The sequence below is a fragment of the Nocardioides convexus genome, assembly GCF_011090295.1.
This window is the reverse complement of record NZ_JAAMYA010000001.1, coordinates 788,716-809,438: the sequence shown is the minus strand read 5'-3', so window position 1 is coordinate 809,438 and position 20,723 is coordinate 788,716. Positions and strand designations below refer to the sequence as shown.

General features: G+C 72.1%; 23 protein-coding genes and 10 pseudogenes. 18 read left to right on the top strand and 15 right to left on the bottom strand.

The features are described 5' to 3' along the window. Positions 1-6 precede the first annotated feature (6 nt). Positions 7-171, bottom strand: a complete 165-nt coding sequence (locus tag G5V59_RS06015; protein ID WP_278255893.1) for a hypothetical protein — start codon at positions 169-171, stop codon at positions 7-9. Further along, the gene (locus G5V59_RS06010; protein WP_278255892.1) at positions 168-485 is read right to left on the bottom strand and encodes a hypothetical protein; all 318 of its coding nucleotides are present in this window, start codon (positions 483-485) and stop codon (positions 168-170) included. Before G5V59_RS06010 ends, G5V59_RS06015 begins: the two co-directional genes overlap by 4 nt. 54 nt (positions 486-539) lie before the next feature. Between G5V59_RS06010 and G5V59_RS06005 the strand changes: the two are divergent. From G5V59_RS06005 to G5V59_RS05985, 5 genes and pseudogenes are all read left to right on the top strand, one after another. Next, a pseudogene (locus G5V59_RS06005) lies at positions 540-1,453 on the top strand (ABC transporter ATP-binding protein). Beyond that, positions 1,450-1,902, top strand: a complete 453-nt coding sequence (locus tag G5V59_RS06000; protein ID WP_278260275.1) for a hypothetical protein — start codon at positions 1,450-1,452, stop codon at positions 1,900-1,902. The pseudogene G5V59_RS06005 and the gene G5V59_RS06000 overlap by 4 nt, the downstream one beginning before the upstream one ends. After that, on the top strand, positions 1,851-2,075 hold the full coding sequence (locus G5V59_RS05995; RefSeq protein WP_278260274.1) for a hypothetical protein: 225 nt from the start codon (positions 1,851-1,853) through the stop codon (positions 2,073-2,075). Before G5V59_RS06000 ends, G5V59_RS05995 begins: the two co-directional genes overlap by 52 nt. Further along, on the top strand, positions 2,047-3,126 hold the full coding sequence (locus tag G5V59_RS05990; RefSeq protein WP_278255891.1) for a hypothetical protein: 1,080 nt from the start codon (positions 2,047-2,049) through the stop codon (positions 3,124-3,126). The genes G5V59_RS05995 and G5V59_RS05990 overlap by 29 nt, the downstream gene beginning before the upstream one ends. After that, positions 3,087-3,995: a phosphotransferase gene (locus G5V59_RS05985; protein ID WP_278255890.1), complete on the top strand. Its 909-nt coding sequence runs from the start codon at positions 3,087-3,089 to the stop codon at positions 3,993-3,995. The genes G5V59_RS05990 and G5V59_RS05985 overlap by 40 nt, the downstream gene beginning before the upstream one ends. 38 nt (positions 3,996-4,033) lie before the next feature. On the opposite strand, the pseudogene G5V59_RS05980 reads toward G5V59_RS05985, so the two are convergent. The 3 genes and pseudogenes from G5V59_RS05980 to G5V59_RS05970 all read right to left on the bottom strand — a co-directional run. After that, positions 4,034-4,081 (bottom strand): annotated as a pseudogene (locus G5V59_RS05980) (hypothetical protein); the annotation flags it as partial. Between the two features lie 185 nt (positions 4,082-4,266). After that, positions 4,267-4,362 (bottom strand): annotated as a pseudogene (locus tag G5V59_RS05975) (neutral zinc metallopeptidase); the annotation flags it as partial. Between the two features lie 117 nt (positions 4,363-4,479). Continuing rightward, positions 4,480-4,902: a hypothetical protein gene (locus G5V59_RS05970; protein ID WP_278255889.1), complete on the bottom strand. Its 423-nt coding sequence runs from the start codon at positions 4,900-4,902 to the stop codon at positions 4,480-4,482. 118 nt (positions 4,903-5,020) lie between these two features. Here G5V59_RS05970 and G5V59_RS05965 point away from each other — a divergent pair. Beyond that, a pseudogene (locus G5V59_RS05965) lies at positions 5,021-6,576 on the top strand (ABC-F family ATP-binding cassette domain-containing protein). Between the two features lie 99 nt (positions 6,577-6,675). On the opposite strand, the gene G5V59_RS05960 reads toward G5V59_RS05965, so the two are convergent. The 5 genes and pseudogenes from G5V59_RS05960 to G5V59_RS05935 all read right to left on the bottom strand — a co-directional run bounded on the left by G5V59_RS05960 (position 6,676) and on the right by G5V59_RS05935 (position 9,911). Beyond that, on the bottom strand, positions 6,676-6,972 hold the full coding sequence (locus tag G5V59_RS05960) for an FtsX-like permease family protein (RefSeq protein ID WP_278255888.1): 297 nt from the start codon (positions 6,970-6,972) through the stop codon (positions 6,676-6,678). Beyond that, positions 6,969-7,751 carry an ABC transporter permease gene (locus G5V59_RS05955; protein WP_278255887.1) on the bottom strand — a complete coding sequence of 261 codons (783 nt, stop codon included), beginning with the start codon at positions 7,749-7,751 and terminating at the stop codon, positions 6,969-6,971. Before G5V59_RS05955 ends, G5V59_RS05960 begins: the two co-directional genes overlap by 4 nt. Continuing rightward, complete coding sequence (locus tag G5V59_RS05950) at positions 7,748-8,068, bottom strand: hypothetical protein (RefSeq protein WP_278260273.1); 321 nt, start codon at positions 8,066-8,068, stop codon at positions 7,748-7,750. The genes G5V59_RS05955 and G5V59_RS05950 overlap by 4 nt, the downstream gene beginning before the upstream one ends. A gap of 494 nt (positions 8,069-8,562) precedes the next feature. Then, positions 8,563-9,030, bottom strand: a pseudogene (locus G5V59_RS05940) (ABC transporter permease); the annotation flags it as partial. 86 nt (positions 9,031-9,116) lie between these two features. Next, entirely contained in the window at positions 9,117-9,911 is a 795-nt protein-coding gene (locus tag G5V59_RS05935) for an ABC transporter ATP-binding protein (RefSeq protein ID WP_278255886.1), read from the bottom strand. An 83-nt stretch (positions 9,912-9,994) separates the two neighbouring features. Here G5V59_RS05935 and glpK point away from each other — a divergent pair. The 6 genes and pseudogenes from glpK (at position 9,995) to G5V59_RS05915 (ending at position 14,058) form a co-directional block, all read left to right on the top strand. Next, positions 9,995-11,520 (top strand): annotated as a pseudogene (gene glpK / locus G5V59_RS05930) (glycerol kinase GlpK). Positions 11,521-11,754: 234 nt separating this feature from the next. Then, a pseudogene (locus tag G5V59_RS35955) lies at positions 11,755-12,513 on the top strand (FAD-dependent oxidoreductase); the annotation flags it as partial. A gap of 166 nt (positions 12,514-12,679) precedes the next feature. Further along, positions 12,680-12,859: pseudogene (locus G5V59_RS35950) on the top strand (glycerol-3-phosphate dehydrogenase); the annotation flags it as partial. Then, positions 12,777-13,559 (top strand): glycerol-3-phosphate dehydrogenase C-terminal domain-containing protein, encoded by a 783-nt coding sequence (locus G5V59_RS35945; RefSeq protein ID WP_341350871.1) that lies wholly within the window; start codon positions 12,777-12,779, stop codon positions 13,557-13,559. The pseudogene G5V59_RS35950 and the gene G5V59_RS35945, both read left to right, overlap by 83 nt. Next, positions 13,466-13,741, top strand: a pseudogene (locus G5V59_RS05920) (SDR family oxidoreductase); the annotation flags it as partial. The gene G5V59_RS35945 and the pseudogene G5V59_RS05920, both read left to right, overlap by 94 nt. Before the next feature lie 188 nt (positions 13,742-13,929). Beyond that, positions 13,930-14,058 carry an SDR family oxidoreductase gene (locus G5V59_RS05915; protein WP_278259666.1) on the top strand — a complete coding sequence of 43 codons (129 nt, stop codon included), beginning with the start codon at positions 13,930-13,932 and terminating at the stop codon, positions 14,056-14,058. Positions 14,059-14,133: 75 nt separating this feature from the next. On the opposite strand, the gene G5V59_RS05910 is transcribed toward G5V59_RS05915, so the two are convergent. Then, positions 14,134-14,436: a hypothetical protein gene (locus tag G5V59_RS05910; RefSeq protein ID WP_278255885.1), complete on the bottom strand. Its 303-nt coding sequence runs from the start codon at positions 14,434-14,436 to the stop codon at positions 14,134-14,136. A 2-nt stretch (positions 14,437-14,438) separates the two neighbouring features. Beyond that, a complete protein-coding gene (locus G5V59_RS05905; RefSeq protein ID WP_278255884.1) occupies positions 14,439-14,882 on the bottom strand; it encodes an SURF1 family cytochrome oxidase biogenesis protein in 444 nt (147 codons plus the stop codon). A 44-nt stretch (positions 14,883-14,926) separates the two neighbouring features. On the opposite strand from G5V59_RS05905, the pseudogene moaA reads away from it, so the two are divergent. Further along, positions 14,927-15,919: pseudogene (moaA, locus tag G5V59_RS05900) on the top strand (GTP 3',8-cyclase MoaA). A 164-nt stretch (positions 15,920-16,083) separates the two neighbouring features. After that, complete coding sequence (locus G5V59_RS05895) at positions 16,084-17,004, top strand: DUF559 domain-containing protein (protein WP_278255883.1); 921 nt, start codon at positions 16,084-16,086, stop codon at positions 17,002-17,004. Between the two features lie 322 nt (positions 17,005-17,326). Here the strand turns inward: G5V59_RS05895 and G5V59_RS05885 are convergent, their stop codons facing one another. Continuing rightward, a complete protein-coding gene (locus tag G5V59_RS05885; RefSeq protein ID WP_278255882.1) occupies positions 17,327-17,644 on the bottom strand; it encodes a DUF3099 domain-containing protein in 318 nt (105 codons plus the stop codon). A 40-nt stretch (positions 17,645-17,684) separates the two neighbouring features. Here G5V59_RS05885 and G5V59_RS05880 point away from each other — a divergent pair, with 40 nt between their 5' ends. The 3 genes from G5V59_RS05880 (at position 17,685) to fabI (ending at position 19,507) form a co-directional block, all read left to right on the top strand. Beyond that, on the top strand, positions 17,685-17,900 hold the full coding sequence (locus G5V59_RS05880; RefSeq protein WP_278255881.1) for a dodecin: 216 nt from the start codon (positions 17,685-17,687) through the stop codon (positions 17,898-17,900). A gap of 93 nt (positions 17,901-17,993) precedes the next feature. Next, entirely contained in the window at positions 17,994-18,704 is a 711-nt protein-coding gene (gene fabG, locus G5V59_RS05875; protein WP_278255880.1) for a 3-oxoacyl-ACP reductase FabG, read from the top strand. Next, a complete protein-coding gene (gene fabI / locus G5V59_RS05870; protein ID WP_278259665.1) occupies positions 18,701-19,507 on the top strand; it encodes an enoyl-ACP reductase FabI in 807 nt (268 codons plus the stop codon). The genes fabG and fabI overlap by 4 nt, the downstream gene beginning before the upstream one ends. Here fabI and G5V59_RS05865 read toward each other — a convergent pair. Further along, the gene (locus tag G5V59_RS05865; protein WP_278259664.1) at positions 19,436-20,011 is read right to left on the bottom strand and encodes a TIGR02206 family membrane protein; all 576 of its coding nucleotides are present in this window, start codon (positions 20,009-20,011) and stop codon (positions 19,436-19,438) included. The two genes, fabI and G5V59_RS05865, sit on opposite strands and share 72 nt — an antisense overlap. 5 nt (positions 20,012-20,016) lie before the next feature. Further along, entirely contained in the window at positions 20,017-20,244 is a 228-nt protein-coding gene (locus tag G5V59_RS05860; protein WP_278255879.1) for a hypothetical protein, read from the bottom strand. On the opposite strand from G5V59_RS05860, the gene G5V59_RS05855 reads away from it, so the two are divergent. Next, positions 20,212-20,694 carry a histidine phosphatase family protein gene (locus G5V59_RS05855; RefSeq protein WP_278255878.1) on the top strand — a complete coding sequence of 161 codons (483 nt, stop codon included), beginning with the start codon at positions 20,212-20,214 and terminating at the stop codon, positions 20,692-20,694. The two genes, G5V59_RS05860 and G5V59_RS05855, sit on opposite strands and share 33 nt — an antisense overlap. The last annotated feature ends 29 nt before the right edge of the window (positions 20,695-20,723 follow it).

Here is a 20,723-nt window from a genome sequence, read left to right as displayed (position 1 = left end):
CCGGAGTCAGTCGCCGAGGCCGAGGGCGGCCCGGCGCACGGCCCAACGCTCGTCGAGATCGGCCATCTCCTCCAGCACGAAGGTCAGGAACTCCCGCGCCAGGAGCAACCGCCGACGGGCCGGATCGGCGCCGTCGAGGTCGGCGAGCCCGCGCTCGAGAGCATCGATCATCGGTGCGTAGAGCCTGGTCGACGCGGGTCATCGTGCCGTGCCAGGCGTCGTCCTCGACCACGAAGATGTCGCGCCGCGAGCCGCGCTCCCGCTCGCGCCGCACCATGCCGACGCCGTCGAGGTAGCGCATGGCGCCGGAGATCGCGGCCGGACTGACGCCCAGCGTCGTCGTCAGGCTCGGCTGCGGTCATCCGGCCGTCGTCGTCGACCAGCAGGGCGGCGAAGACCCGCGAGGGGAGCCGGGCCAGGCCAGCGCTGGTGAGTGCACCGCCCAGCCGCTCGACGAACTCGGCGCGCTGCGTGGGAGTGGACATGGGTTGATTCTCACATGTTTCACAAAATGATGAAACCAGTGTCATGATGGCGGCATGGCCGACACCGCCGTCATCGAGATCCGGGACCTGGTCAAGACGTTCGGCAGCCTTCCGGGCCCTGGACGGGCTGGACCTGAGCGTCGTACCGGGGGAGGTGCACGGCTTCCTCGGCCCGAACGGCGCCGGGAAGTCCACCACCCTCCGGGTCCTGCTCGGACTGCTCCGGAAGGACAGCGGGACGGTCCGGCTGCTCGGCGGCGACCCGTGGCGCGACGCCGCAGACCTGCACCGGCGGCTGGCGTACGTGCCCGGCGACGTGAACCTCTGGCCCAACCTCAGCGGCGGGGAGATCGTCGACCTGCTCCTGCGGATGCGGGGCGCCGACCCGCGGAACTCCCGCCGTGAGGAGATGATCGAGAGGTTCGCGCTCGACCCGACCAAGCGCGGTCGCGCCTACTCCAAGGGCAACCGGCAGAAGGTCGCCCTCGTCGCCGCCTTCGCCGCCGACCCGGAGTCTGCTGGTCCTGGACGAGCCGACCTCGGGCCTCGACCCGCTCATGGAGCAGGTCTTCAACGAGTGCGTCGCCGAGCACACCGGCCGCGGTGCGACGGTGCTGCTGTCGAGCCACATCCTCAGCGAGGTCGAGCGGCTCGCGGACAGGGTCACCATCATCCGCGAGGGCAAGGTCGTGGAGACCGGGACGCTGGAGTCGCTGCGCCACCTGCAGCGCACCCGCCTGGTCGCCGGGCTGACCGGCACCGTGCCCGACCTCTCGGCACGCGAGGGCGTGCACGACGTGTCGGTCGACGGCGCGACCCTCACCTGCACGGTCGACGCCGCCGCCCTGCCCGGTGTGCTCACCGAGCCTGACGGCGGCCGGCGTGACCAGCCTGACGAGCAGCCCACCCAGCCTCGAGGAGGCCTCTTCCTCGACGCCTACCGCGACCGGGCCGGCGCGCACCGATGAGCACCGCCGGCTGGCGCCTCCTGCTCGGTCTGGCCCTGCGCCGCGACCGCGTCCTCGCCGGTGTCTGGGTCGCGCTGCTGGTGCTGATGAGCGTGGCCTCGGCTGCCGCCACCCCGAGCCTGTACGCCGACCAGGCCGACCGCGTGCACGCCGCGGAGGCACTCAACGCCAGCCCCGCCATCGTGGCGCTCTACGGGCCGGTGCTCGACGTCACCAGCGAGGGCGAGCCTGGCCATGACCAAGATGACGGTGCTCTACGCCGTCTTCGTCGCGGTGCTCTTCATCGTGGTCGTCCGCCGCCACACCCGGGTCGAGGAGGAGTCGGGCCGGACCGAGTCTGGTCGGAGGCACCGCGGTCGGCCGGGACGCCGCACTGGCGGCCGTCGCGGTCGAGAGCGTGCTCCTCGCCGTCGCGCTGGGGGTGCTCGTGGCGCTCGGCAACGCGGTGAGCGGGCTGGACGCCGTGGGCTCGGTGGCCTTCGGCGCGCTGTGGGCAGGTACCGGTCTGGTCGCGGCCGGCATCGGGGCGCTCACGGCCCAGGCTCTCGGCGAGTGCACGCACCTGCGCGGGCTTCGCGGCGGGGGTGGTCGGTGTGCTCTTCGTGCTCCGTGCGGCCGGTGACACCGGGCCGCAGTGGCTGAGCCTGGCTGTCCCCGCTGGGCTGGAACACCCGGGTCGCGGCGTACGGCGAGACGCGCTGGTGGCTGCTGGCCGCCTATCCCGCGCTCGCCGTCGTGCTCGCCGTCGCTGCGGTGCTGCTCCGGGCCCGGCGGGACCTCGGGTCCGGACTGCTCGCCGCCCGTCCCGGGCCGGCTACCGGCTCGCCCCGGCTGGCCGACGCCTTCGGGCTCGCGCTCCGCACCAGCACCACCACGCTCGCCCTGTGGGCGCTCGCGGCGGCGGCGATGGGAGTGGTGTTCGGGATGATCGCGCCCGGCGTCGGCGACCTGCTCGACTCCGCGGCCGCGCAATCGATCATCGACGACCTCGGCGGGGAGCCTGGTCGCGGCGCTCCTGTCGATCGTGGCCGTCGTGCTCACCTACTTCGCCGCGGCCGTCGTCGCGCACACCTCCCGCGACGAGAGCGAGGGTCGTGCCGAGTTCGGTGCTGGCGACGGGCACCAGCCGTGCCGCCTGGTTCGGCGCGACCCTGCTCGTCGCCCTCGCGGGCGTCGCGGTGCTGCTGGTCGTGACGGGCCTCGGCCTCTGGATCGGGTACGTCGCCGCGGACGGGCCCGGCATCGGCAACCTGCTCGTCGCGGCGCTGGCCTGGGTCCCGGCGGCCTGGGTGGCGGGGGCCCTCGCCGTGCTCTCGCTCGCCTGGGGCACCCGCTGGTCGGTCCTGGCCTGGGTGTGGCCCGCGGCGTTCCTCACCCTCGGGCTGCTGGGGGACCTGCTCGACCTGCCGGGATGGCTGACCGGCCTCTCGCCGTACGCCCACGTGCCGTCGGTGCCGTCCGAGCCGTGGAGCCTGGACCAGCGCCACGGGTCTGTCCGCGGTCGCGGCGGGCCTGCTCGCCGTGGCGTGGTGGCGGTTCCGCACGCGCGACATCGACTAGGTTGCCTGCCATGTGGCAGCCCGAGCCGGAGTGGGTGGCGCTTCCCGGTGGCACGGGGACGTCCACCGTCGGCGTGTGGCGCACCGCCTTCGGCGGGCGCGCGGTCGTGGTGAAGCGGCTCGCCAAGCCCGGGCCGGGCGACCCCGGGATCCTGTCCGAGCGCAGCCACGTGGCGTACTGGCGGCGAGAGGCCGACGTCCTCGACACCGGGCTGACGAGCGCCACCCCCGGCCTGCGCGCGGCCGGCGCGTCCGTCGAGGAGGACGAGGCCGGCATCACGATCGTCCGCGACTGGGTCGAGGACGCCTCCTCCAGCGGGCTCTTCCTGGCGCTGTCGATCGCCCGCTTCGCCGGTGCCACGATCGGGCACCCGGTCTTCCTCGCCTCCGGCCTGCTGCGCGACCGGCTCGCCCGGGTGGCCCGTCGCGGTGGCTGGCCGACCCTGGCCCGGACCACCGTCGCCGACGTCGCCGAGCACCTGTGGACCCGCCGCGAGACCATGCTGGCCCTGCTCGACGGCCTGCCCCAGGTCCCGCAGCACGGCGATCCGACCGCCGCCAACCTCCCCGGCCGGTACGACGACGACGCGCTCGCCATCGACTGGGGCACCCTCGGGCGCGGTCCGGTGGGCGGTGACCTGGGCTACCTGTCGCTGTCCTCGCGCGAGGAGTTCGAGCCGCTGCTCGACGCCTACCTGCTCGGCCTTCCCGGGGGGGCTCGCCGACCGCGACGCGGTGCTCCTCGGCGCGCAGGTGACGGCCGTCTACACCGCCCTCAGCCGTGCCGAGTGGGCGCTGGCGAGGGTCGCGTCGGGGGAGGGAGCGCTGGTCGCGAAGTACCGGCACCCCGCCGTCGCGCCGCACCTGCGGGCGCTGCAGCGGACCTTCCCGCACATCGAGGCACTGCTCGAGCGGTGAGGCTGTTCCTCACACCCGGTCGACGGAGAAGGTGTCGCAGGCGTCGAGGTTCCCCCTGCTCGTAGCCGACCATGAACCACTTCTTGCGCTGCTCGGAGGACCCGTGCGTCCACGACTCCTCGTTGACGCGGCCGCCGCTGCGCTTCTGGATGTAGTCGTCACCGACGGTCTTGGCGGCGTCGAGCGCCTCGTCGATGTCCTGCTGGTTGAGGTCGAGCAGCGAGCTTCTGGCCGGAGGCGTCCTCGGTGCTCGTGGCGTGGTTCGCCCACAGGCCGGCGTAGCAGTCGGCCTGCAGACTCCAGGCGCACGCTGCCGCTCTGCGGGCCCTGCTGGCCGCGGCGGCTGGCCTCGGTCATGAAGCCGAGGAGGTTGGAGATGTGGTGGCCGTACTCGTGCGCGAGCACGTAGGCCTCCACGAAGGGCGCGTCCTTGCCGCCGAGCCTGGCCCTCGTAGACGTCGCGGAAGAACGTCGTGTCGAGGTAGATGGTCTCGTCGGAGGGGCAGTAGAACGGGCCGACGTCGCTGGTGGCGCCGCCGCAGCCGGTGCTCACCGAGCCGGTGAAGGTGACGACGCCCTTCTCCGGGTGGAACTTGCCGCCGAGCCGGAGTCCCAGTAGTCGGTGAGCGAGTTCTCGACCGCCACCCGGGCGCAGTCCGCGCTCTTGTTGGCGTCCTCGCCGGTCTTGCAGCCGGCGTACCGGTCGCTGCCGTCCTGGGCGTCGCTGAGCCGGGCGGGGGAGTACGCCGACGCGGTGCTCGTCCCACCGCCGCCGAGGCCCAGGTCGACCCCGAGCAGGCGCGCGATCACGAAGATGACGACGAGGACCACGATGCCGCCGATGCCGCCCTTGCCGGTGGGGATCGGCAGGCGCATGCCGCCACCGCCGAGGCCACCACCACCGCCGCCACCGCTTCCGGCGTCGTCGACGCGAGAGGTGTCCAGGCGGGCCTTCGGGTTGAATCGCACCACGAGCAGCACCCTATGCCAGAGATCGGCGTTTTCGGCCGGTGCGCGTCCGCGTGGGAGGATCGGACCGTCATGATCACGGTGCACCAGGCTCGAGGTTCGCGTCGGTGCGCGGCTCCTCATGGAGAACGTCAGGCTTCCGCGTCGGCCCCGGCGACAAGGTCGGCCTCGTGGGCCGCAACGGCGCCGGCAAGACGACCCTCACGAAGGTCCTCGCCGGAGACCTGCTGCCCGCCGGCGGCACGGTCACCAACAACGGCGAGACTCGGCTACCTGCCGCAGGACCCCCGCGTCGGCGACCCGGAGATCCTGGTCCGCGACCGGATCCTGTCCGCGCGCGGCCTCGACGACGCCGTACGACGCATGCGGGAGTCCGAGGTCGCGATGGCCTCCGACGACCCGAACGTGCGCGACAAGGCGTTCCGGAAGTTCCAGCGGGCGCAGGACGAGCTCGACGCCGGCGGCGGCTACGCCGCCGAGACCGAGGCTCTCCAGATCGCGCAGAGCCTCGGCATCCCGGACCGCCTGATGGAGCAGCCGCTCGGCACGCTCTCCGGCGGCCAGCGCCGGCGCGTGGAGCCTCGCCCGGATCCTGTTCTCGAGCGCCGAGGTGCTCATCCTCGACGAGCCGACGAACCACCTCGACGCCGACTCGATCACCTGGCTGCGTGACTGGATGAAGTCCTACAAGGGCGGCTTCATCGTGATCTCCCACGACAACGCGCTGCTCGAGGAGACCGTCAACAAGGTCTACCACCTGGACGCGAACCGCACCGTGATCGACGTCTACAACATGGGCTGGAGGAACTACCTCACCCAGCGCGAGACCGACGAGGCGCGCCGCAAGCGCGAGCCTGATGAACGCCCAGAACAAGGCGAAGACGCTCACCGACCAGGCCAACAAGATGCGCGCGAAGGCCACCAAGGCCAGCGCCGCGCAACAGATGCTCAAGCGTGCCGAGAAGCCTGCTGGACGGGGTCGAGGGGGAGCGGCAGTCCGACAAGGTCGCCGCGATCAAGTTCCCGACCCCGGCCGCCTGCGGCAAGACCCCGCTCAGCGCGCACGACCTGTCCAAGTCCTACGGCGCGCTGGAGATCTTCACCGCCGTCGACCTGGCCATCGACAAGGGTTCCCGGGTGGTCATCCTCGGGCTCAACGGCGCGGGCAAGACCACGATGCTGCGGATCCTGGCCGAGGTCGACAAGCCCGACACCGGTGAGGTCGTCGCCGGGCACGGGCTCAAGGTGGGCTACTACGCCCAGGAGCACGAGACCCTCGACGTGGGCCGCACGGTGCTGGAGAACATGCAGTCCGCGGCGCCCCAGACCACCGACACCGAGGCGCGCTCGGTGCTCGGGTCCTTCCTCTTCTCCGGCGACGACGTGCACAAGCCCGCGGGCGTGCTGTCCGGCGGCGAGAAGACCCGGCTCGCGCTGGCCTCGCTCGTCGTCTCGGCCGCGAACGTGCTGCTGCTCGACGAGCCGACCAACAACCTCGACCCGGCCTCCCGCGAGGAGGTGCTCAACGCGATCCGCCGCTACGAGGGCGCGATCGTGCTGGTGACCCACGACGAGGGCGCCGTGCACGCCCTGGAGCCGGACCGGGTGCTGATCCTGCCCGACGGCGTCGAGGACCTGTGGAGCCCCGACTACGCCGACCTGGTCGCCCTGGCCTGAGGCCCTTCCCTCACTCCGTGGCGATCGCGTCCAGCACGTCCAGCCGCGAGGCCCGGATCGCCGGCACGACCGCCGCCAGGACGCCGACCACGACCGCGATCACCAGGAACACCACGAGCCTGGCCGAGCGGCAGCCCGAGGCTGGTGAGGTCGTCGGCCAGCGCCCGCTGCAGGAGCACCCCGATGAGCACCCCGAGGGCCATGCCCAGCACCGCACCGAGGACCGCGATCGTCACGGACTCCAGCATGATCATCCGGCGCAGCCTTGGCCCGGCTCATCCCGACGGCGCGCAGCAGCCCGATCTCGCGGGTCCGCTCGATGACGCTGAGCCCGAGGGTGTTGACGATGCCGATCACCGCGATGACGATCGCCAGGGCGAGCAGCCCGTAGATCATGTAGAGCAGCCTGGTTGACCTGCTCGCGGATCTGGTCGGAGAACTCCGCCTTGTCGTAGACGCCGACGATCGGCACCGGCTTCGCCGCGGCATCGATGGCGTCGCGGACCTTCGCGCCGTCGGCGCCGGGGGAGAGCAGGATGCTGATCGCGGTGTCCTGGCGCAGGACGCCGACCTTGGCGAGCTCGGCCAGCGGCAGGGTGACCTCCGAGGAGACCTCGGTGCCGTCGACGATGCCGACGACCCGCGGCGCGAGCCTTCCGGTTGCCCTGGAAGGACAGGTCGAGGCTGTCGCCGACCTTCACGGCGTGCTTCTTCGCGAAGTCCTTGCTGACGAAGGCCTGCGCGCCGCTGATCCGCTCGGTGCCCTCGACCACGTCGAGGTGGTAGATCGAGGTGAACTGCGGGTCCACGCCGGTGACATAGGCGGCCTTGCCGTCGTACTGGGCGGTGGTGGTTCGCTGCCGGCTCATCGTGCCGACGCCGTCGATCTTCTCGATCCGGTCGCCGACCTCGGTGGAGAACGGCAGGAAGGTGGTGCTCTGCACCAGCAGGTCGGCGGTGAACTGCTCGTCCACGACGTCGTCGACGGACTTGTTGAGCGAGGCCGCGAGCACTCCGATGGTCGAGACCAGGGCGAGGCCGATCATCAGGGCCGAGGCCGTCGCGCCGGTGCGCCGCGGGTCGCGCAGCGCGTTCTCGCCGGCCAGCCTTCCGGTCGTGCCGAACAGTCCCGTGAACAGTGCGCGGCAGGCCAGCAGCACCGGCTTGCCGATCACCGAGCCTGATCGCCGCGACGGTGAGGATCCACAGCACGGCGCCGATCCCGATCTGCAGGGCGTTGGTGTCCGCCAGTCCTGCCGCGGCGAAGCCGGCGCCGATGAGCAGCACCACCACCCCGATGGCCGTACGACGCCGCAGGGAGGCCCTCTCCGGCGCGACGTCGGTCCGCATGGCCGCCACCGGGGCCACCTTGCCGGCGCGCCGGCCGGGCAGGTAGGCGGCCAGCATGGTGACCCCGATCCCGACGGCGTAGGCTGATCACCGCGGCGCGGGGCGTCACGTCGAGGGCGTCGCCGGAGATGTCCAGGCCCATCGTGCGGAAGAGCGCGGCGAGGGCCCGGGCGAGCAGGAGTCCGAGCCCGATCGCCAGCGTGGAGGAGACCACGGAGAGGACGAAGGCCTCGACCAGCACCGAGCGGGTGACCTGGCCGCGCGAGGAGCCGAGGGCGCGCAGCAGCGCCAGCCGCGGGTGCGCTGGGCGATGAGGATGGAGAAGGTGTTGACGATGATGAAGCCGCCGACGATGACGGCGATGATCGCGAAGACGGTGAGGAAGACCGTGATCACGTCGAGGAAGCCTGCCGATCGCGTCCTCGGACTCCTTGGCCACCTTGTCGCCGGTGACCGCCTCGAAGCCCTGGGGGAGCACCTTGTCGGCGGCCGCGACGAGTCTCCTTCTGGCTGACTCCGGGGGCCGCGGTCAGGCTGATCCGGTTGAAGACGTCCTTGCCCTGGAAGAAGAGGCTGCTGGGCGCCCTCGGTGGAGAAGATGAGGAGGGTGGCCCCCGCCGTACCGCCGCCGTTGAACTCGGCCGAGCCGACCAGCGTCGCCGTCCGCTCCAGCACGCCGAAGGGCGCGAGCAGCCTGACCCGGTCGCCGATCCGGTAGCCGCCGTCCTCGACGGCGCCCTGGTCGAGGACGATCTCGTCGGCGGAGGTCGGCCAGCGCCCGGCCTTCAGCAGCAGGATCTTGTCGCCGGCCATGTTCTCGCCGTCGCGGTAGTTGAACGCCAGCGTCGGGGCGCCGCTGCCGCCCACCAGGGTGCCGTCCTTGCCGAGCAGGCTCATCCCGCCGCCGTTGACGTCGCCGGCGGCCCGCTTCACCTCGGGCAGCGCGTTCAGGGCGTCGACGGTGGCCGGCGTCATCGCCTGGTCGGACTGGCCGGAGACGCCGCCGCTGAACTCGTCGGTCGCCTCGGCGCGCACCACGGCGTCCGGCGTGGAGCCGTAGATGATGTTGTCGAAGGTCTTCGACAGCCCGTTGCTGAACACCATCACGCCGGACAGGAAGGCCACGCCGATCACGATCGCGAGGCCGCTCATCACGAGACGGACCTTGCGCGCCAGCAGGTTGCGCAGGGTCAGGCGCAGCATCTCAGGCCTGCCCGGGCGCCGCAAGCTGCCTGGAGCGCGGTCATGTGCTCGAGGATGTCCTCACGGCTGGGCGAGCGGAGCTCGTCGACGACCTTGCCGTCGGCGAGGAAGACCACCCGGTCGCAGTACGACGCCGCGACGGCGTCGTGGGTGACCATCACGATCGTCTGGCCGAACTCGTCCACGCTGCGGCGCAGGAAGGACAGCACCTCCGCACCGGACGTGCTGTCCAGGTTGCCGGTCGGCTCGTCGGCGAAGACGATCTCCGGCTTGCTGACCAGCGCCCGCGCGCACGCGACGCGCTGCTGCTGCCCACCCGACATCTCGGCCGGACGGTGCCCGAGCCGGTCGCGCAGGCCGACGGTGTCGACGACCGTGTCGAACCAGGCCTGGTCGGGCTTGCGGCCGGCCAGGCTCAGTGGCAGCAGGATGTTCTCGCGGGCCGAGAGCGTGGGGACCAGGTTGAACGCCTGGAAGACGAAGCCGATCTGGTCGCGGCGCAGTGCGGTGAGCGCCTTGTCCTTGAGCCGCGAGAGGTCGGTGTCGCCGATGACGACCTGACCCGCGGTCGGGGTGTCGAGCGCGGCCAGGCAGTGCATCAGGGTCGACTTCCCCGAGCCGGAGGGTCCCATGATCGCGGTGAACTCGCCCGCGGCCAGGTCCACCGACACTCCGTCGAGGGCGCGCACCTCGGAGTCCCCGCGGCCGTAGATCTTGAAGAGGTCGACGGCGCGTGCCGCGGTCCGGGAGGCGGTCGGGGCGCTGGCGGGGTCGACGCTCATGGGGCCCACCCTGCCAGCAGCACCGAGCGACCCGCATCAGGAATGCCCCCGAGTCGCTCCCCGGGTTCCGTAGGGTGGCCTGCATGGCGCAGGCGCGGTTCGTCGGGGCGATCGACCAGGGCACGACCAGCACCCGGTTCATGGTGTTCGACCACCAGGGCAAGGAGGTCGTACGGCACCAGCCTGGAGCACCAGCAGGTGCTGCCGCGCGCGGGCTGGGTCGAGCACAACCCGGTGGAGATCTGGGAGCGCACCTCCGCGGTGGTCAAGACCGCGCTCGGCCGGGCTCGACTGGACGCCTCGGACCTTGCGGCCGTCGGCATCACCAACCAGCGCGAGACCACGATCGTGTGGGACCGGCGCACCGGCCGGCCGCTGCACAACGCGATCGTGTGGCAGGACACGCGCACCGATGCGATCGCGGCCGCGCTGGACAGGGACGGGCGCGGCGACGTGATCCGGCACCGAGCGGGCCTGCCGCCCGCGACGTACTTCTCCGGCGGGAAGGCTGCAGTGGATCCTCGAGAACGTGCCCGGTGCGCGCGAGGCCGCGGAGCGCGGCGACGCGCTGTTCGGGACGCCGGACACCTGGGTGCTGTGGAACCTCACCGGCGGCGTGGACGGCGGAGTGCACGTCACCGACGTCACCAACGCCAGCCGCACGATGCTGATGGACCTGGAGACCCTGCAGTGGGACGAGGAGCCTGCTCGGCTTCTTCGGCATCCCGCGCGCGATGCTTCCGGAGATCCGGGAGTCGTCCGCCACCACGCCCTTCGGTACGACGCTGCGCAGCGGACCCTTCAGCGGCGAGGTGCCGATCACCGGGATCCTCGGCGACCAGCAGGCGGCGACCGTCGGGCAGGTCTGCTTCGCACCCGGCGAGGCCAAGAACACCTACGGCACGGGCAACTTCATGCTGCTCAACACCGGCACCGAGATCGTGCGCTCGAAGGCCGGGCTGCTGACCACGCCGGCGTACCGAACCGGCGACCAGCCGTGCGTCTACGCCCTCGAGGGCTCGATCGCCGTCACCGGGTCGGCGGTGCAGTGGCTGCGCGACCAGACTCGGGATCATCAGCGGTGCCGCCGAGTCGGAGTCGCTGGCCCGACAGGTCGAGGACAACGGCGGCGTCTACTTCGTGCCGGCGTTCTCGGGCCTGTTCGCGCCCTACTGGCGCTCCGACGCGCGCGGCGCGATCGTCGGGCTGTCCCGCTTCAACACCAACGCCCACGTCGCCCGGGCCACGCTGGAGGCGATCTGCTACCAGTCCCGCGACGTCGTGGAGGCGATGTGCACCGACTCCGGTGTCTCGCTGGAGGTGCTGCGCGTCGACGGCGGCGTGACCCTGAACAGCCTGTGCATGCAGATCCAGGCCGACGTGCTCGGCGTACCGGTCAGCCGGCCGGTGGTGCCCGAGACCACGGCCCTCGGGGCGGCGTACGCCGCGGGGCTGTCGGTGGGCTACTGGCGCGACACCGACGAGCCTCCGTGAGAACTGGCACGAGGACACCCGCTGGGAGCCGCAGTGGGATGAAGACCGCCGCACGGCGGGTTACGCGCAGTGGAAGAAAGCCGTCCAACGCACCCTCGACTGGGTGGAGGTCTGAGAGCCGTGAACCCTGCAGCACTGTCCCCGCGCGCCCGCAGCGCCGCGCTGAAGAAGGCTGGAGAGCCAGCACCTCGACGTGCTGGTGATCGGCGGGGAGTCGTCGGCGCCGGCGCGGCCCTCGACGCCGCCACCCGCGGCCTGACCGTCGGCCTGGTGGAGGCCCGCGACTTCGCCTCCGGCACCTCCAGCCGCAGGCTCCAGGTCGGTCCACGGCGGACTGCGCTACCTGGAGATGATGGACTTCCGGCTGGTCGCCGAAGCGCTCAAGGAGCGCGGCCTGCTCATGCAGCGTCTCGCGCCGCACCTGGTCCGGCCGGTGCCCTTCCTCTACCCGCTCAACGGCCGCGGCTGGGAGCGCTGGTACGCCGGCACCGGGGTCGCGCTCTACGACGCGATGTCCAGGGCGAGCGGCTACGGCGACGGCGTGCCGCTGCACAAGCACCTCACCCGGCACGGCGCGCGCAAGGTGTTCCCCTCGCTGCGCAAGGACGCCCTGGTCGGCGCGATCCGCTACTTCGACGCGCAGGTGGACGACGCCCGGCACACGATGTTCCTGGCCCGCACCGCTGCGACGTACGGCGCCGCGGTGGCCTCGCGCACCCGTGTCGTGGGCCTGCTCAAGGAGAGCGAGCGGGTCGTCGGCGCCGAGGTGGTGGACCTGGAGACCGGCTACCGCTTCGAGATCCGGGCCTCCCAGGTCATCAACGCCACCGGCGTGTGGACCGACGAGACGCAGTCGATGGCGCGCGAGCGCGGGCAGTTCAAGGTCCGTGCCAGCAAGGGCATCCACCTCGTCGTGCCCCGTGACCGGATCCGTGGCGAGACCGGGCTGATCCTGCGCACCGAGAAGTCCGTGCTCTTCGTGATCCCGTGGAAGCGGCACTGGATCATCGGCACCACCGACACCGACTGGTCGCTGTCGAAGGACCACCCGGCGGCGAGCAGCAGCGACATCGACTACCTGCTCGACCACGTCAACAAGGTGCTCGAGGTGCCGCTGACCCGCGACGACGTCGAGGGCGTGTACGCCGGGCTGCGGCCGCTGCTCGCCGGCGAGTCCGAGGCGACGTCCAAGGCTCTCCCGCGAGCACGCGGTCGCGCACAGCGTGCCGGGGCTGGTGGTCGTGGCGGGCGGCAAGTACACGACGTACCGGGTGATGGCCGCGGACGCCGTCGACGAGGCCGTGCACGGCCTGGAGTCGGTGCTCGGGCGCAAGGTCGGCCCGTGCGTCACCGAGGACATCCCGCTGGTCGGTGCGGACGGCTACCAGGCGCTGTGGAACCAGCGGCGCACGCTGGCGGCGCAGTCCGGCCTCGCGATCAACCGGGTGGAGCACCTGCTGGAGCGCTACGGCTCGCTGGTGCTGGAGGTGCTGCAGGCTCATCGCCGCCGAGCCGGACCTCGCCGAGCCGCTGCCGGGCGCGGAGGACTACCTGCAGGCGGAGGCGGTCTACGCCGTCACCCACGAGGGCGCTCGGCACCTCGACGACATCCTGACCCGGCGGATGCGGGTGTCCTTCGAGACCTTCGACCGGGGCGTCGCCGCCGCCCCGCACGTGGCCGACCTGGTGCGCAGCTACCTGCGCTGGGACGGCGACCAGAAGGATCGCGAGATCGAGCACTACGTCAAGCGGGTGGAGGCCGAGCGCGAGAGCCAGCGGCAGCCCGACGACCACACCGCGGACGCGGCGCGCAAGGGAGCACCGGACGTCGTACCGGTGTCCCGGATCGCGGAGGAGCCTGGAGATGGAGAAGAGCCTGATGGACCTCGGAGTCAGCGGACGGGTCTACGTCCTCACCGGAGCCACCCGCGGCCTGGGCCGCGCCACCGCGGACGCGCTCGTCGCCGACGGTGCCCGGGTCGTCGTCTCCGGCCGGCACCAGGGAGGCCGTGGACGCGGCCGTCGCCGGTCTGGAGGCGGGCGGGGGCGCGGGCTGCGCGGTGGGCGTGGTCGCGGACAACGCCGACGCCGCGGCGCCTGCTGCCCTCGTCGCCGCCGCGAAGGACACCTGGGGTCGCCTCGACGGCGCGCTGATCAGCGTCGGGGGGCCTCCTGGCGGCAAGGTGACCGACATGAGCGACGAGCAGTGGACCCAGGCGTTCTCGTCGGTCTTCCTGGGCGGCGTACGGCTGGCCCGGACGGTCGCCGCGGAGCTCGGCGAGGGCGGCTCGATCGCGTTCGTGCTCTCCACCAGCGTGCGCCAGCCGATCCCCGGTCTCGCCCTGTCCAACGGGCTGCGGCCCGGCCTGGCGATGGTCGCGAAGAACCTCGCCGACGGTTCTCGGCCCCGCCGGCATCCGGGTCAACGGCCTGCTGCCGGGACGGGTCGCCACCGAGCGGGTCGCCGAGTCCGGACGCCTCCACCGGTGACGCGGCGGCGGCCGAGGAGGCCGCGCGGGCGCAGATCCCGCTGCGCCGCTACGGCCGTCCCGAGGAGTTCGGCCGGGTGGCGGCGTTCGTGCTGTCGCCCGCGGCGTCGTTCCTGTCCGGGGTGATGGTCCCCGTCGACGGCGGGATGTCGCGCGGGCTCTGACGCCCGGGCGGGAGGTCGTCGTCCTCCTCGCCCCGGCCGAACGGCCAGCCGGTGCGCTTCTTCTCCACGGTCCGCTCACCGCGGCGCCCGTGCTTGCGCTCGTCCCAGGCCAGGTAGCCGAAGCCACCCGCGGCCAGGACGCCGAAGAACCACCACTGCAGGCCGTAGAAGAAGTGCGGGCCCTCGCCGAGGTCCGGCAGACTCGACCGGCTCCAGCGCCTTGTCCGGCGCGGGGTCCTCGGACTTGAGCGCGAGGAACCCGGTGAGCACCTCACGGCCGATCGACCTGCCGATCTTGGTGCTGGAGATCGCCCGGGTGGAGTGGCCGACGATGTCGGTGCTGCCGCCGGTGCCGTCGGCGCGCACCCAGCCGGTCACGGTCACCTCGCCGGTCGGCGGGGCGGGCAGGCTCCTCGGGCTTGATCTCCGGGTCCTCGGTGCCGAACCAGCCCCGGTCCACCACGACCGTGGTGCCGTCGGCCGCCACGAGGGGGGACGACGACCTCGACCCCCGGCGCGCCCTCGCGGGTGCGGTAGCGGACGACGACGGTGTCCTCGACGTCGTACGTGCCGGTGGCGGTGACGAGTCGGTACTCGTCGGTCTCCGGGACCTCGCGCCCCGGCTCCAGCACGTCGGTCACGGGGATCGGCGCGCGGTCCTCGTTGGCGACCACGATCGCGTTGCGCTCCTTGCGGTCGTGCAGCCGGCCGAACTGCCACTCGCCGAGCCACCAGGTGCCGTAGCCGACCACGATGATCGCGAGGAAGAACAGCACCCAGCGGCGACTGAGCAGGAATCGCCACGAGGAGAGCCAGGATCGCACGGGACAACGGTAGGCCGCGCCCGGGTGCGGACTACGCTGGGGGGATGCAGCCGCTCCTCGACCAGCACGGCCGGGTCGCCACCGACCTCCGCGTGTCGCTGACCGACAAGTGCAACCTGCGCTGCACCTACTGCATGCCGGCCGAGGGCCTGGACTGGATGCCGACCGACCAGCGAACCACCGACGACGAGGTGGTCCGGCTGATCGGGATCGGTGCCGAGCACCTCGGTGTGCGCGAGGTCCGGTTCACCGGTGGGGAGCCGTTGGTGCGCCGCGGGCTGCTGGACATCGTGGGGCGGGTCGCAGCGTCGTACGACGTCGAGATGTCGATCACGACCAACGCGCTCGGTCTGGCCAGGACCGCCGGCGCACTGGCCGAGGCGGGTCTGGCCCGGGTCAACGTCAGCCTCGACACGGTCCGCCGCGAGACCTTCCACGAGGTCACCCGCCGCGACCGGCTCGACGACGTGATCGAGGGCCCGGCCGCCGCGGAGGCCGCCGGCCTGGGCCCGGTGAAGGTCAACGCCGTGCTGCTGCGCGGCATCAACGACGACCGGGCGCCCGAGCCTGCTCGGTTGGTGCATCGAGCACGGCTACCACCTGCGCTTCATCGAGCAGATGCCGCTCGACGCGCAGCACGGCTGGAACCGCGACGCCATGGTCACCGCCGACGAGATCCTCGCCTCGCTCTCCGGGGCCTTCGACCTGTCCCCGGCGGTCGAGCCGCGGGGGAGCGCCCCGGCCGAGTCTGTTCACCGTCGACGGCGGCCCCGCGACCGTCGGCATCATCGCCTCGGTCACCCGCCCCTTCTGCGGCGACTGCGACCGGGTCCGGCTCACCGCCGACGGCCAGGTCCGCAACTGCCTTTTCGCCCGCTCCGAGTCCGACCTCCGCGCCGCCCTGCGCGCCGGCGCCTCCGACGAGGAGCCTCGCCGAGCGCTGGCGGGTCGCCATGTGGGGCAAGGCCGCGGGCCACGGGATCGACGACCCGTCGTTCCTCCAGCCGGACCGCCCCATGTCCGCCATCGGCGGTTGACTTGGGGCTTCCCACCCACGAGTTGGGGTTTTCCACCCGCGAGTTGGGAGTTTCACCCCTGACAAGAGCCAGATTCTGTCCACAGGGAGGGTGCGGACCGGGTTGTCCACAGGCCTGACCGCGACCTCGCTCGCGGGGCCGTCGGGACGGGCAGCCTCGCTGTCATGGACATCGCAGGCCTTCCGGACCACCCCTTCACGCTCCGCGACGCTGACCGGTACGACGTCACCCCACGCCAGATCGAGCGCGCTGCCCGCAGCAGGCTGATCCGCAGGGTGACGCGCGGGGTGTACGTCCGTTCCGACGTCCCTGACTCGCTGGAGGTGCGGGCCTGCGCCGTCAGCCTCGTGGTGTCGCCCCACCACGTCGCGGTCAACCGCACCGCCGCTTGGTTGCACGGCGCGGACGTCCTCGTTCGCGGTGAGCACGACGTCGTGCCTCCGATCGAGACTTGCGCGCTCCGTGGCCGCAACCCCACGCGCCGCCGCGAGATCGATGGCCGCACACGCGATCTTCTTCCGCGCGAGGTCATGCGCCTCGGACCCGTACGTGTCACCACCCCGCTCCGGACAGCGCTCGACCTGGGCTGCGAGCTCCGGCGGCGTGAGGCCTTCGCGGCCTTGACGACCCTGGCGCGCCAGCACGGGTTCGGCATCGACGAGCCTGGCCGCCGAGCCTGCCCCGGTTCCGTCGCCGACGCGGCGTGGTGCAGTGCCGCGAGCCTGGTGCCGCTCGTCGATCCTCGCCTGGAGTCGCCGCGGGAGGCTTGGACCTTGCTCACTCTCCTCGACGCGGGCCTGCCGCTTCCCGAGATCCAGTGGTGGGTCGACCGCGACGACCGGCCCACCTACCGGCTCGACCTCGCCTACGTGGACGCCCGCATCGCCATCGAGTACGACGGCCGGGCGGCTCACGACACAGCGACCCAGCAGGCTCACGACCGCGAGCGGCGTGAGTGGCTGCGGGAGATGGGCTGGGAGGTGGTGATCGTCCGCCAGGGCGACTTCACCGGCGCTGCCCTCGATCGCTGGGTCCGCCGCGTCGAGCGAGCACTGACACCGTCGTACACGAACCGGCGGTGGTGAACGCCCACGTCGCGGGTCGAAACTCCCAAGTCGCGGGTGGGAAACCCCAAGTCGCGGGTGGGAAACCCCAAGTCGCGGGTGGGAAACCCCAAGTCAACGGTGGGGGACGGTCTCCTTCAGGAAGCCCCGCGCGCCGAGGAAGTGCTCCAGCGACTCCCGGTGCTCGGCGCAGGCCAGCCAGGTCTTGCGGCGGTCGGGGGTGTGGATCTTGGGGTTGTTCCAGCGCAGCCTGCCACTGTGCCTCGGCCCGGCAGTCCTTTGCGGAGCAGAGGTCGGGGCCGGCGGGACCCTCGGGCAGGCTCAGTCATCGTCGCCGATCACGTCATGGCCCGGGCCGAGCCTGGCGCTGTGCGTCGCCGCCGCCGGTGAGCGGCAGGTCCGAGGCGCGGCTGTCGCCGGCGTTGGCCATCACGACCGCGACGTAGGGCAGGAAGAGGGAGGCGAGGATCAGGAAGGGCCAGACCCAGTGCCAGCCGGCGGCGCCGGTGATCGCGGCGCCGATGAAGCACAGCGTGCGGATGCCCATCGCGATGGCGTACTTCTTCTGCCGGCGCGCGATGTCGGCCCGCGGGTCGGAGCCGGCAGTCGTGATCCGGATCGCGTCGGCGTCGCGAGAGCGGCCGTGACGCGAGGATGACATGCCCCCAGCCTACGCGGCGGGTGGCACTAGGCTGACGGGCATGTCCAACCGCACCTACCGCATCAGCGAGATCGTCGGCACGTCCCCCGACGGCATCGACCAGGCGATCCGCAACGGCGTCCAGCGCGCCGGCCAGACCCTGCGCCACCTCGACTGGTTCGAGGTCAGCCAGGTCCGCGGCCAGATCAAGGACGGCGAGGTCGAGCACTTCCAGGTCACCATGAAGGTCGGCTTCCGCCCGGAGGACGACGAGTGACCCCTCCCTTGTAGGAGTCCTACAAGGAGACGGCGCGATCTTGGTGCCCGCCGCGAGTGAGCGGCGGGCACCGGGACCCCTAGCGTCAGGAGCGTGAACGAACCCCGCTCCGTCCTGGTCACCGGCGGCAACCGCGGCATCGGCCGCGCCATCGCCGAGGCCTTCCTCGCCAACGGCGACAAGGTCGCCGTGACCACCCGCAGCGGCGGCGCGCCCGAGGGTGCGCTCGAGCTCAAGGCGGACGTCACCGACGCCGCGCAGGTCGACGCCGCGTTCGCCGCGGCCGAGGAGGCGCACGGCCCGGTCGAGGTGCTGGTCGCGAACGCCGGCATCACCGCCGACACCCTCGTGCTGCGCATGTCGGACGAGGACTGGAGCTCGGTCATCGACACCAACCTCACCGGCTCCTTCCGGCTCGCCAGGCGCGCGGCCAAGGGCATGCTGCGCCAGCGCAGGGGCCGGATCATCTTCATCTCCAGCGTCGTGGGCCTGCTGGGCTCGCCCGGCCAGGTCAACTACGCCGCCTCGAAGGCCGGTCTGGTGGGCATGGCCCGCTCGCTGGCCCGTGAGCTCGGCCCGCGGTCCATCACCGCGAACGTCGTGGCACCCGGTTACGTCGACACCGACATGACCGCCCTGCTCAGCGACGAGCAGAAGGAAGGCATCCGGGGCCAGGTTCCCCTCGGCCGGTACGCCGACCCGGAGGAGGTCGCGGGAGCAGTGCTCTGGCTCGCGAGCCCGTCGGCGTCGTACGTGACCGGCGCGGTGATCCCGGTCGACGGCGGACTCGGAATGGGGCACTGACATGGTCTCGACAAGGCTCGACCTCCGGCATCCTCGCCGGCAAGAACATCCTGGTCGCGGGCGTCACGCTGGACACCTCGATCGGCTTCGCGGTGGCGAAGTTCGCCCAGGAGCAGGGCGCGAACGTGCTGATCTCCAACTTCGGCCAGGCGCTGCGGATCACCCGCCGCATCGCCAAGCGGCTCCCCGAGTCGCCGCCGGTGCTGGAGCTCGACGTGACCGACCCCGAGCACCTGGCGGGCCTGCCGGACGCGATCCGCGAGCACCTCGGCCCGGACGCCGTGCTCGACGGCGTGGTGCACTCCATCGCCTACGGCAACCCGGAGACCCTGCTCGGCGGGAAGTTCCTCGACGGGCCGTGGAAGGACGTCGCGCAGGCCGTGGAGGTCTCGGCGTACTCCCTGAAGTCGCTCGCCGTCGCCTGCCGTCCGCTCATGCAGCCGGGCGACTCGGTCGTCGGGCTCACCTTCGACGCGAGCGTCGCCTGGCCGGTCTACGACTGGATGGGCGTAGCGAAGGCCGCACTCGAGTCCACCAACCGCTACCTCGCCCGCGACCTCGGCGCCGACGGGATCCGGGTGAACCTGGTCTCCGCCGGGCCGCTGCGCACCCTCGCGGCGAAGGCCATCCCCGGCTTCGAGGACCTGGAGTCGATGTGGACCACCCGGGCACCGCTCGGGTGGGACAACGTCGACCAGGAGCCCACCGCCAAGGCGGTCTGCGCCCTGCTCTCAGACCTCTTCCCGGCGACCACCGGCGAGATCCTGCACGTCGACGGCGGCTTCCACGCGATGGGCGCCTGACCTGCTGCCCGCCCGCCGCCACCACTGCGCGGCGAGCGTCAGCAGCGCCCAGGCCGCCAGCAGGATCGCGATCTCCTGGGCGACGTACCAGGGCCAGGGGCCGAGCAGGTCGAGCGCCGAGGAGCGCGGCTTGCGCACCAGGTAGCCGTAGTTGGTGCCCGCCACGACGTTGAAGAGGTACGTCGCACCGGCCCACCCGAGCGTCGTGAGGACCGCCGCGCGATAGTCCCGCCAGCGCGGCGCCAGGCGCAGCCCGGCGACGAGGTAGACCGCAGCCCACACGATGAGCAGGTGCAGCGCCCAGAAGGCGACGTACCGCACGTGCGGGAAGTCCTCGTTCAGCGAGGGCGTCACCACGCCCTGGATCGTCAGTGTCAGTCCCCAGAGGAACGTGAGCGCCACCGGGAACGACCGGTGGGTCCACAACGCCCAGGTGGCGGCGATCCAGGCCAGGTCGCACAGGTGCAGCGGCAGCGTCACGTCGAGGTCGAAGTTCGCGACCAGGTCGATCAGCCTGGAAGGGCACCGTCACCGCCGGGACGAGCAGCGCCCAGCCCCGGCTCAGCCGGGTCGGGCCGTCGTACGCCGCGTCGCGACGGCCGAGCAGGACCACGACGACCAGCCCGACGGCGAAGACGCCGAGCGGGACCAGGTGTGTCGTGCCGTACGCCTCCACCCGCCCAGCATGGCCCTACGCTGGTCCGGTGGACAGCAGGCGTCTCGTCGTCATCCGGCACGCGAAGGCGGAGCCCTACGCCGCCACCGACGTCGAGCGGGTGCTCGCCGAGCGCGGCCGCACCGAGGGACGACTGCTCGGTCAGTGGCTCGCGGGCGAGGGCATCGTGCCGGAGGCGGCCTACGTGTCGTACGCCGCGCGCACCCGGGAGACCTGGGACGTCGTGGCCGGAGGTGCCGGCTGGTCCCTGCAGCCCGAGTACGACGCCCAGGCTCTACGGCACCGACGAGGACGGCGTGCTGGACCTGCTCCGCACGGCGCCCGAGGACGCCCGGACGATCGTCGTGGTCGGGCACAACCCGACGATGGGGGTCGTGGTGCAGGCTCCTCGACGACGGCGACGGCGAGGCCTCGGGGTCGGTCGCGCTGGGCGCCTTCCCGACCAGCACCGCGGCGGTCTTCGAGGTCGACGGGGCGTGGGCGGACCTGGCGCCGATGGGCGGCCGACTGACCGGCTTCCACGTCGCCCGCGAGGACGAC

Coding starts and splice junctions, on each gene's coding strand:
- G5V59_RS06010 (WP_278255892.1), bottom strand. CDS start 485: ATGTCCACTCCCACGCAGCGCGCCGAGTTCGTCGAGCGGCTGGGCGGT.
- G5V59_RS05885 (WP_278255882.1), bottom strand. CDS start 17,644: ATGTCATCCTCGCGTCACGGCCGCTCTCGCGACGCCGACGCGATCCGG.
- G5V59_RS05950 (WP_278260273.1), bottom strand. CDS start 8,068: ATGGGCCTGGACATCTCCGGCGACGCCCTCGACGTGACGCCCCGCGCC.
- G5V59_RS05960 (WP_278255888.1), bottom strand. CDS start 6,972: ATGATCTACGGGCTGCTCGCCCTGGCGATCGTCATCGCGGTGATCGGC.
- G5V59_RS06015 (WP_278255893.1), bottom strand. CDS start 171: ATGATCGATGCTCTCGAGCGCGGGCTCGCCGACCTCGACGGCGCCGAT.
- G5V59_RS06000 (WP_278260275.1), top strand. CDS start 1,450: ATGAGCACCGCCGGCTGGCGCCTCCTGCTCGGTCTGGCCCTGCGCCGC.
- G5V59_RS05935 (WP_278255886.1), bottom strand. CDS start 9,911: ATGAGCGTCGACCCCGCCAGCGCCCCGACCGCCTCCCGGACCGCGGCA.
- G5V59_RS05880 (WP_278255881.1), top strand. CDS start 17,685: ATGTCCAACCGCACCTACCGCATCAGCGAGATCGTCGGCACGTCCCCC.
- G5V59_RS05895 (WP_278255883.1), top strand. CDS start 16,084: ATGGACATCGCAGGCCTTCCGGACCACCCCTTCACGCTCCGCGACGCT.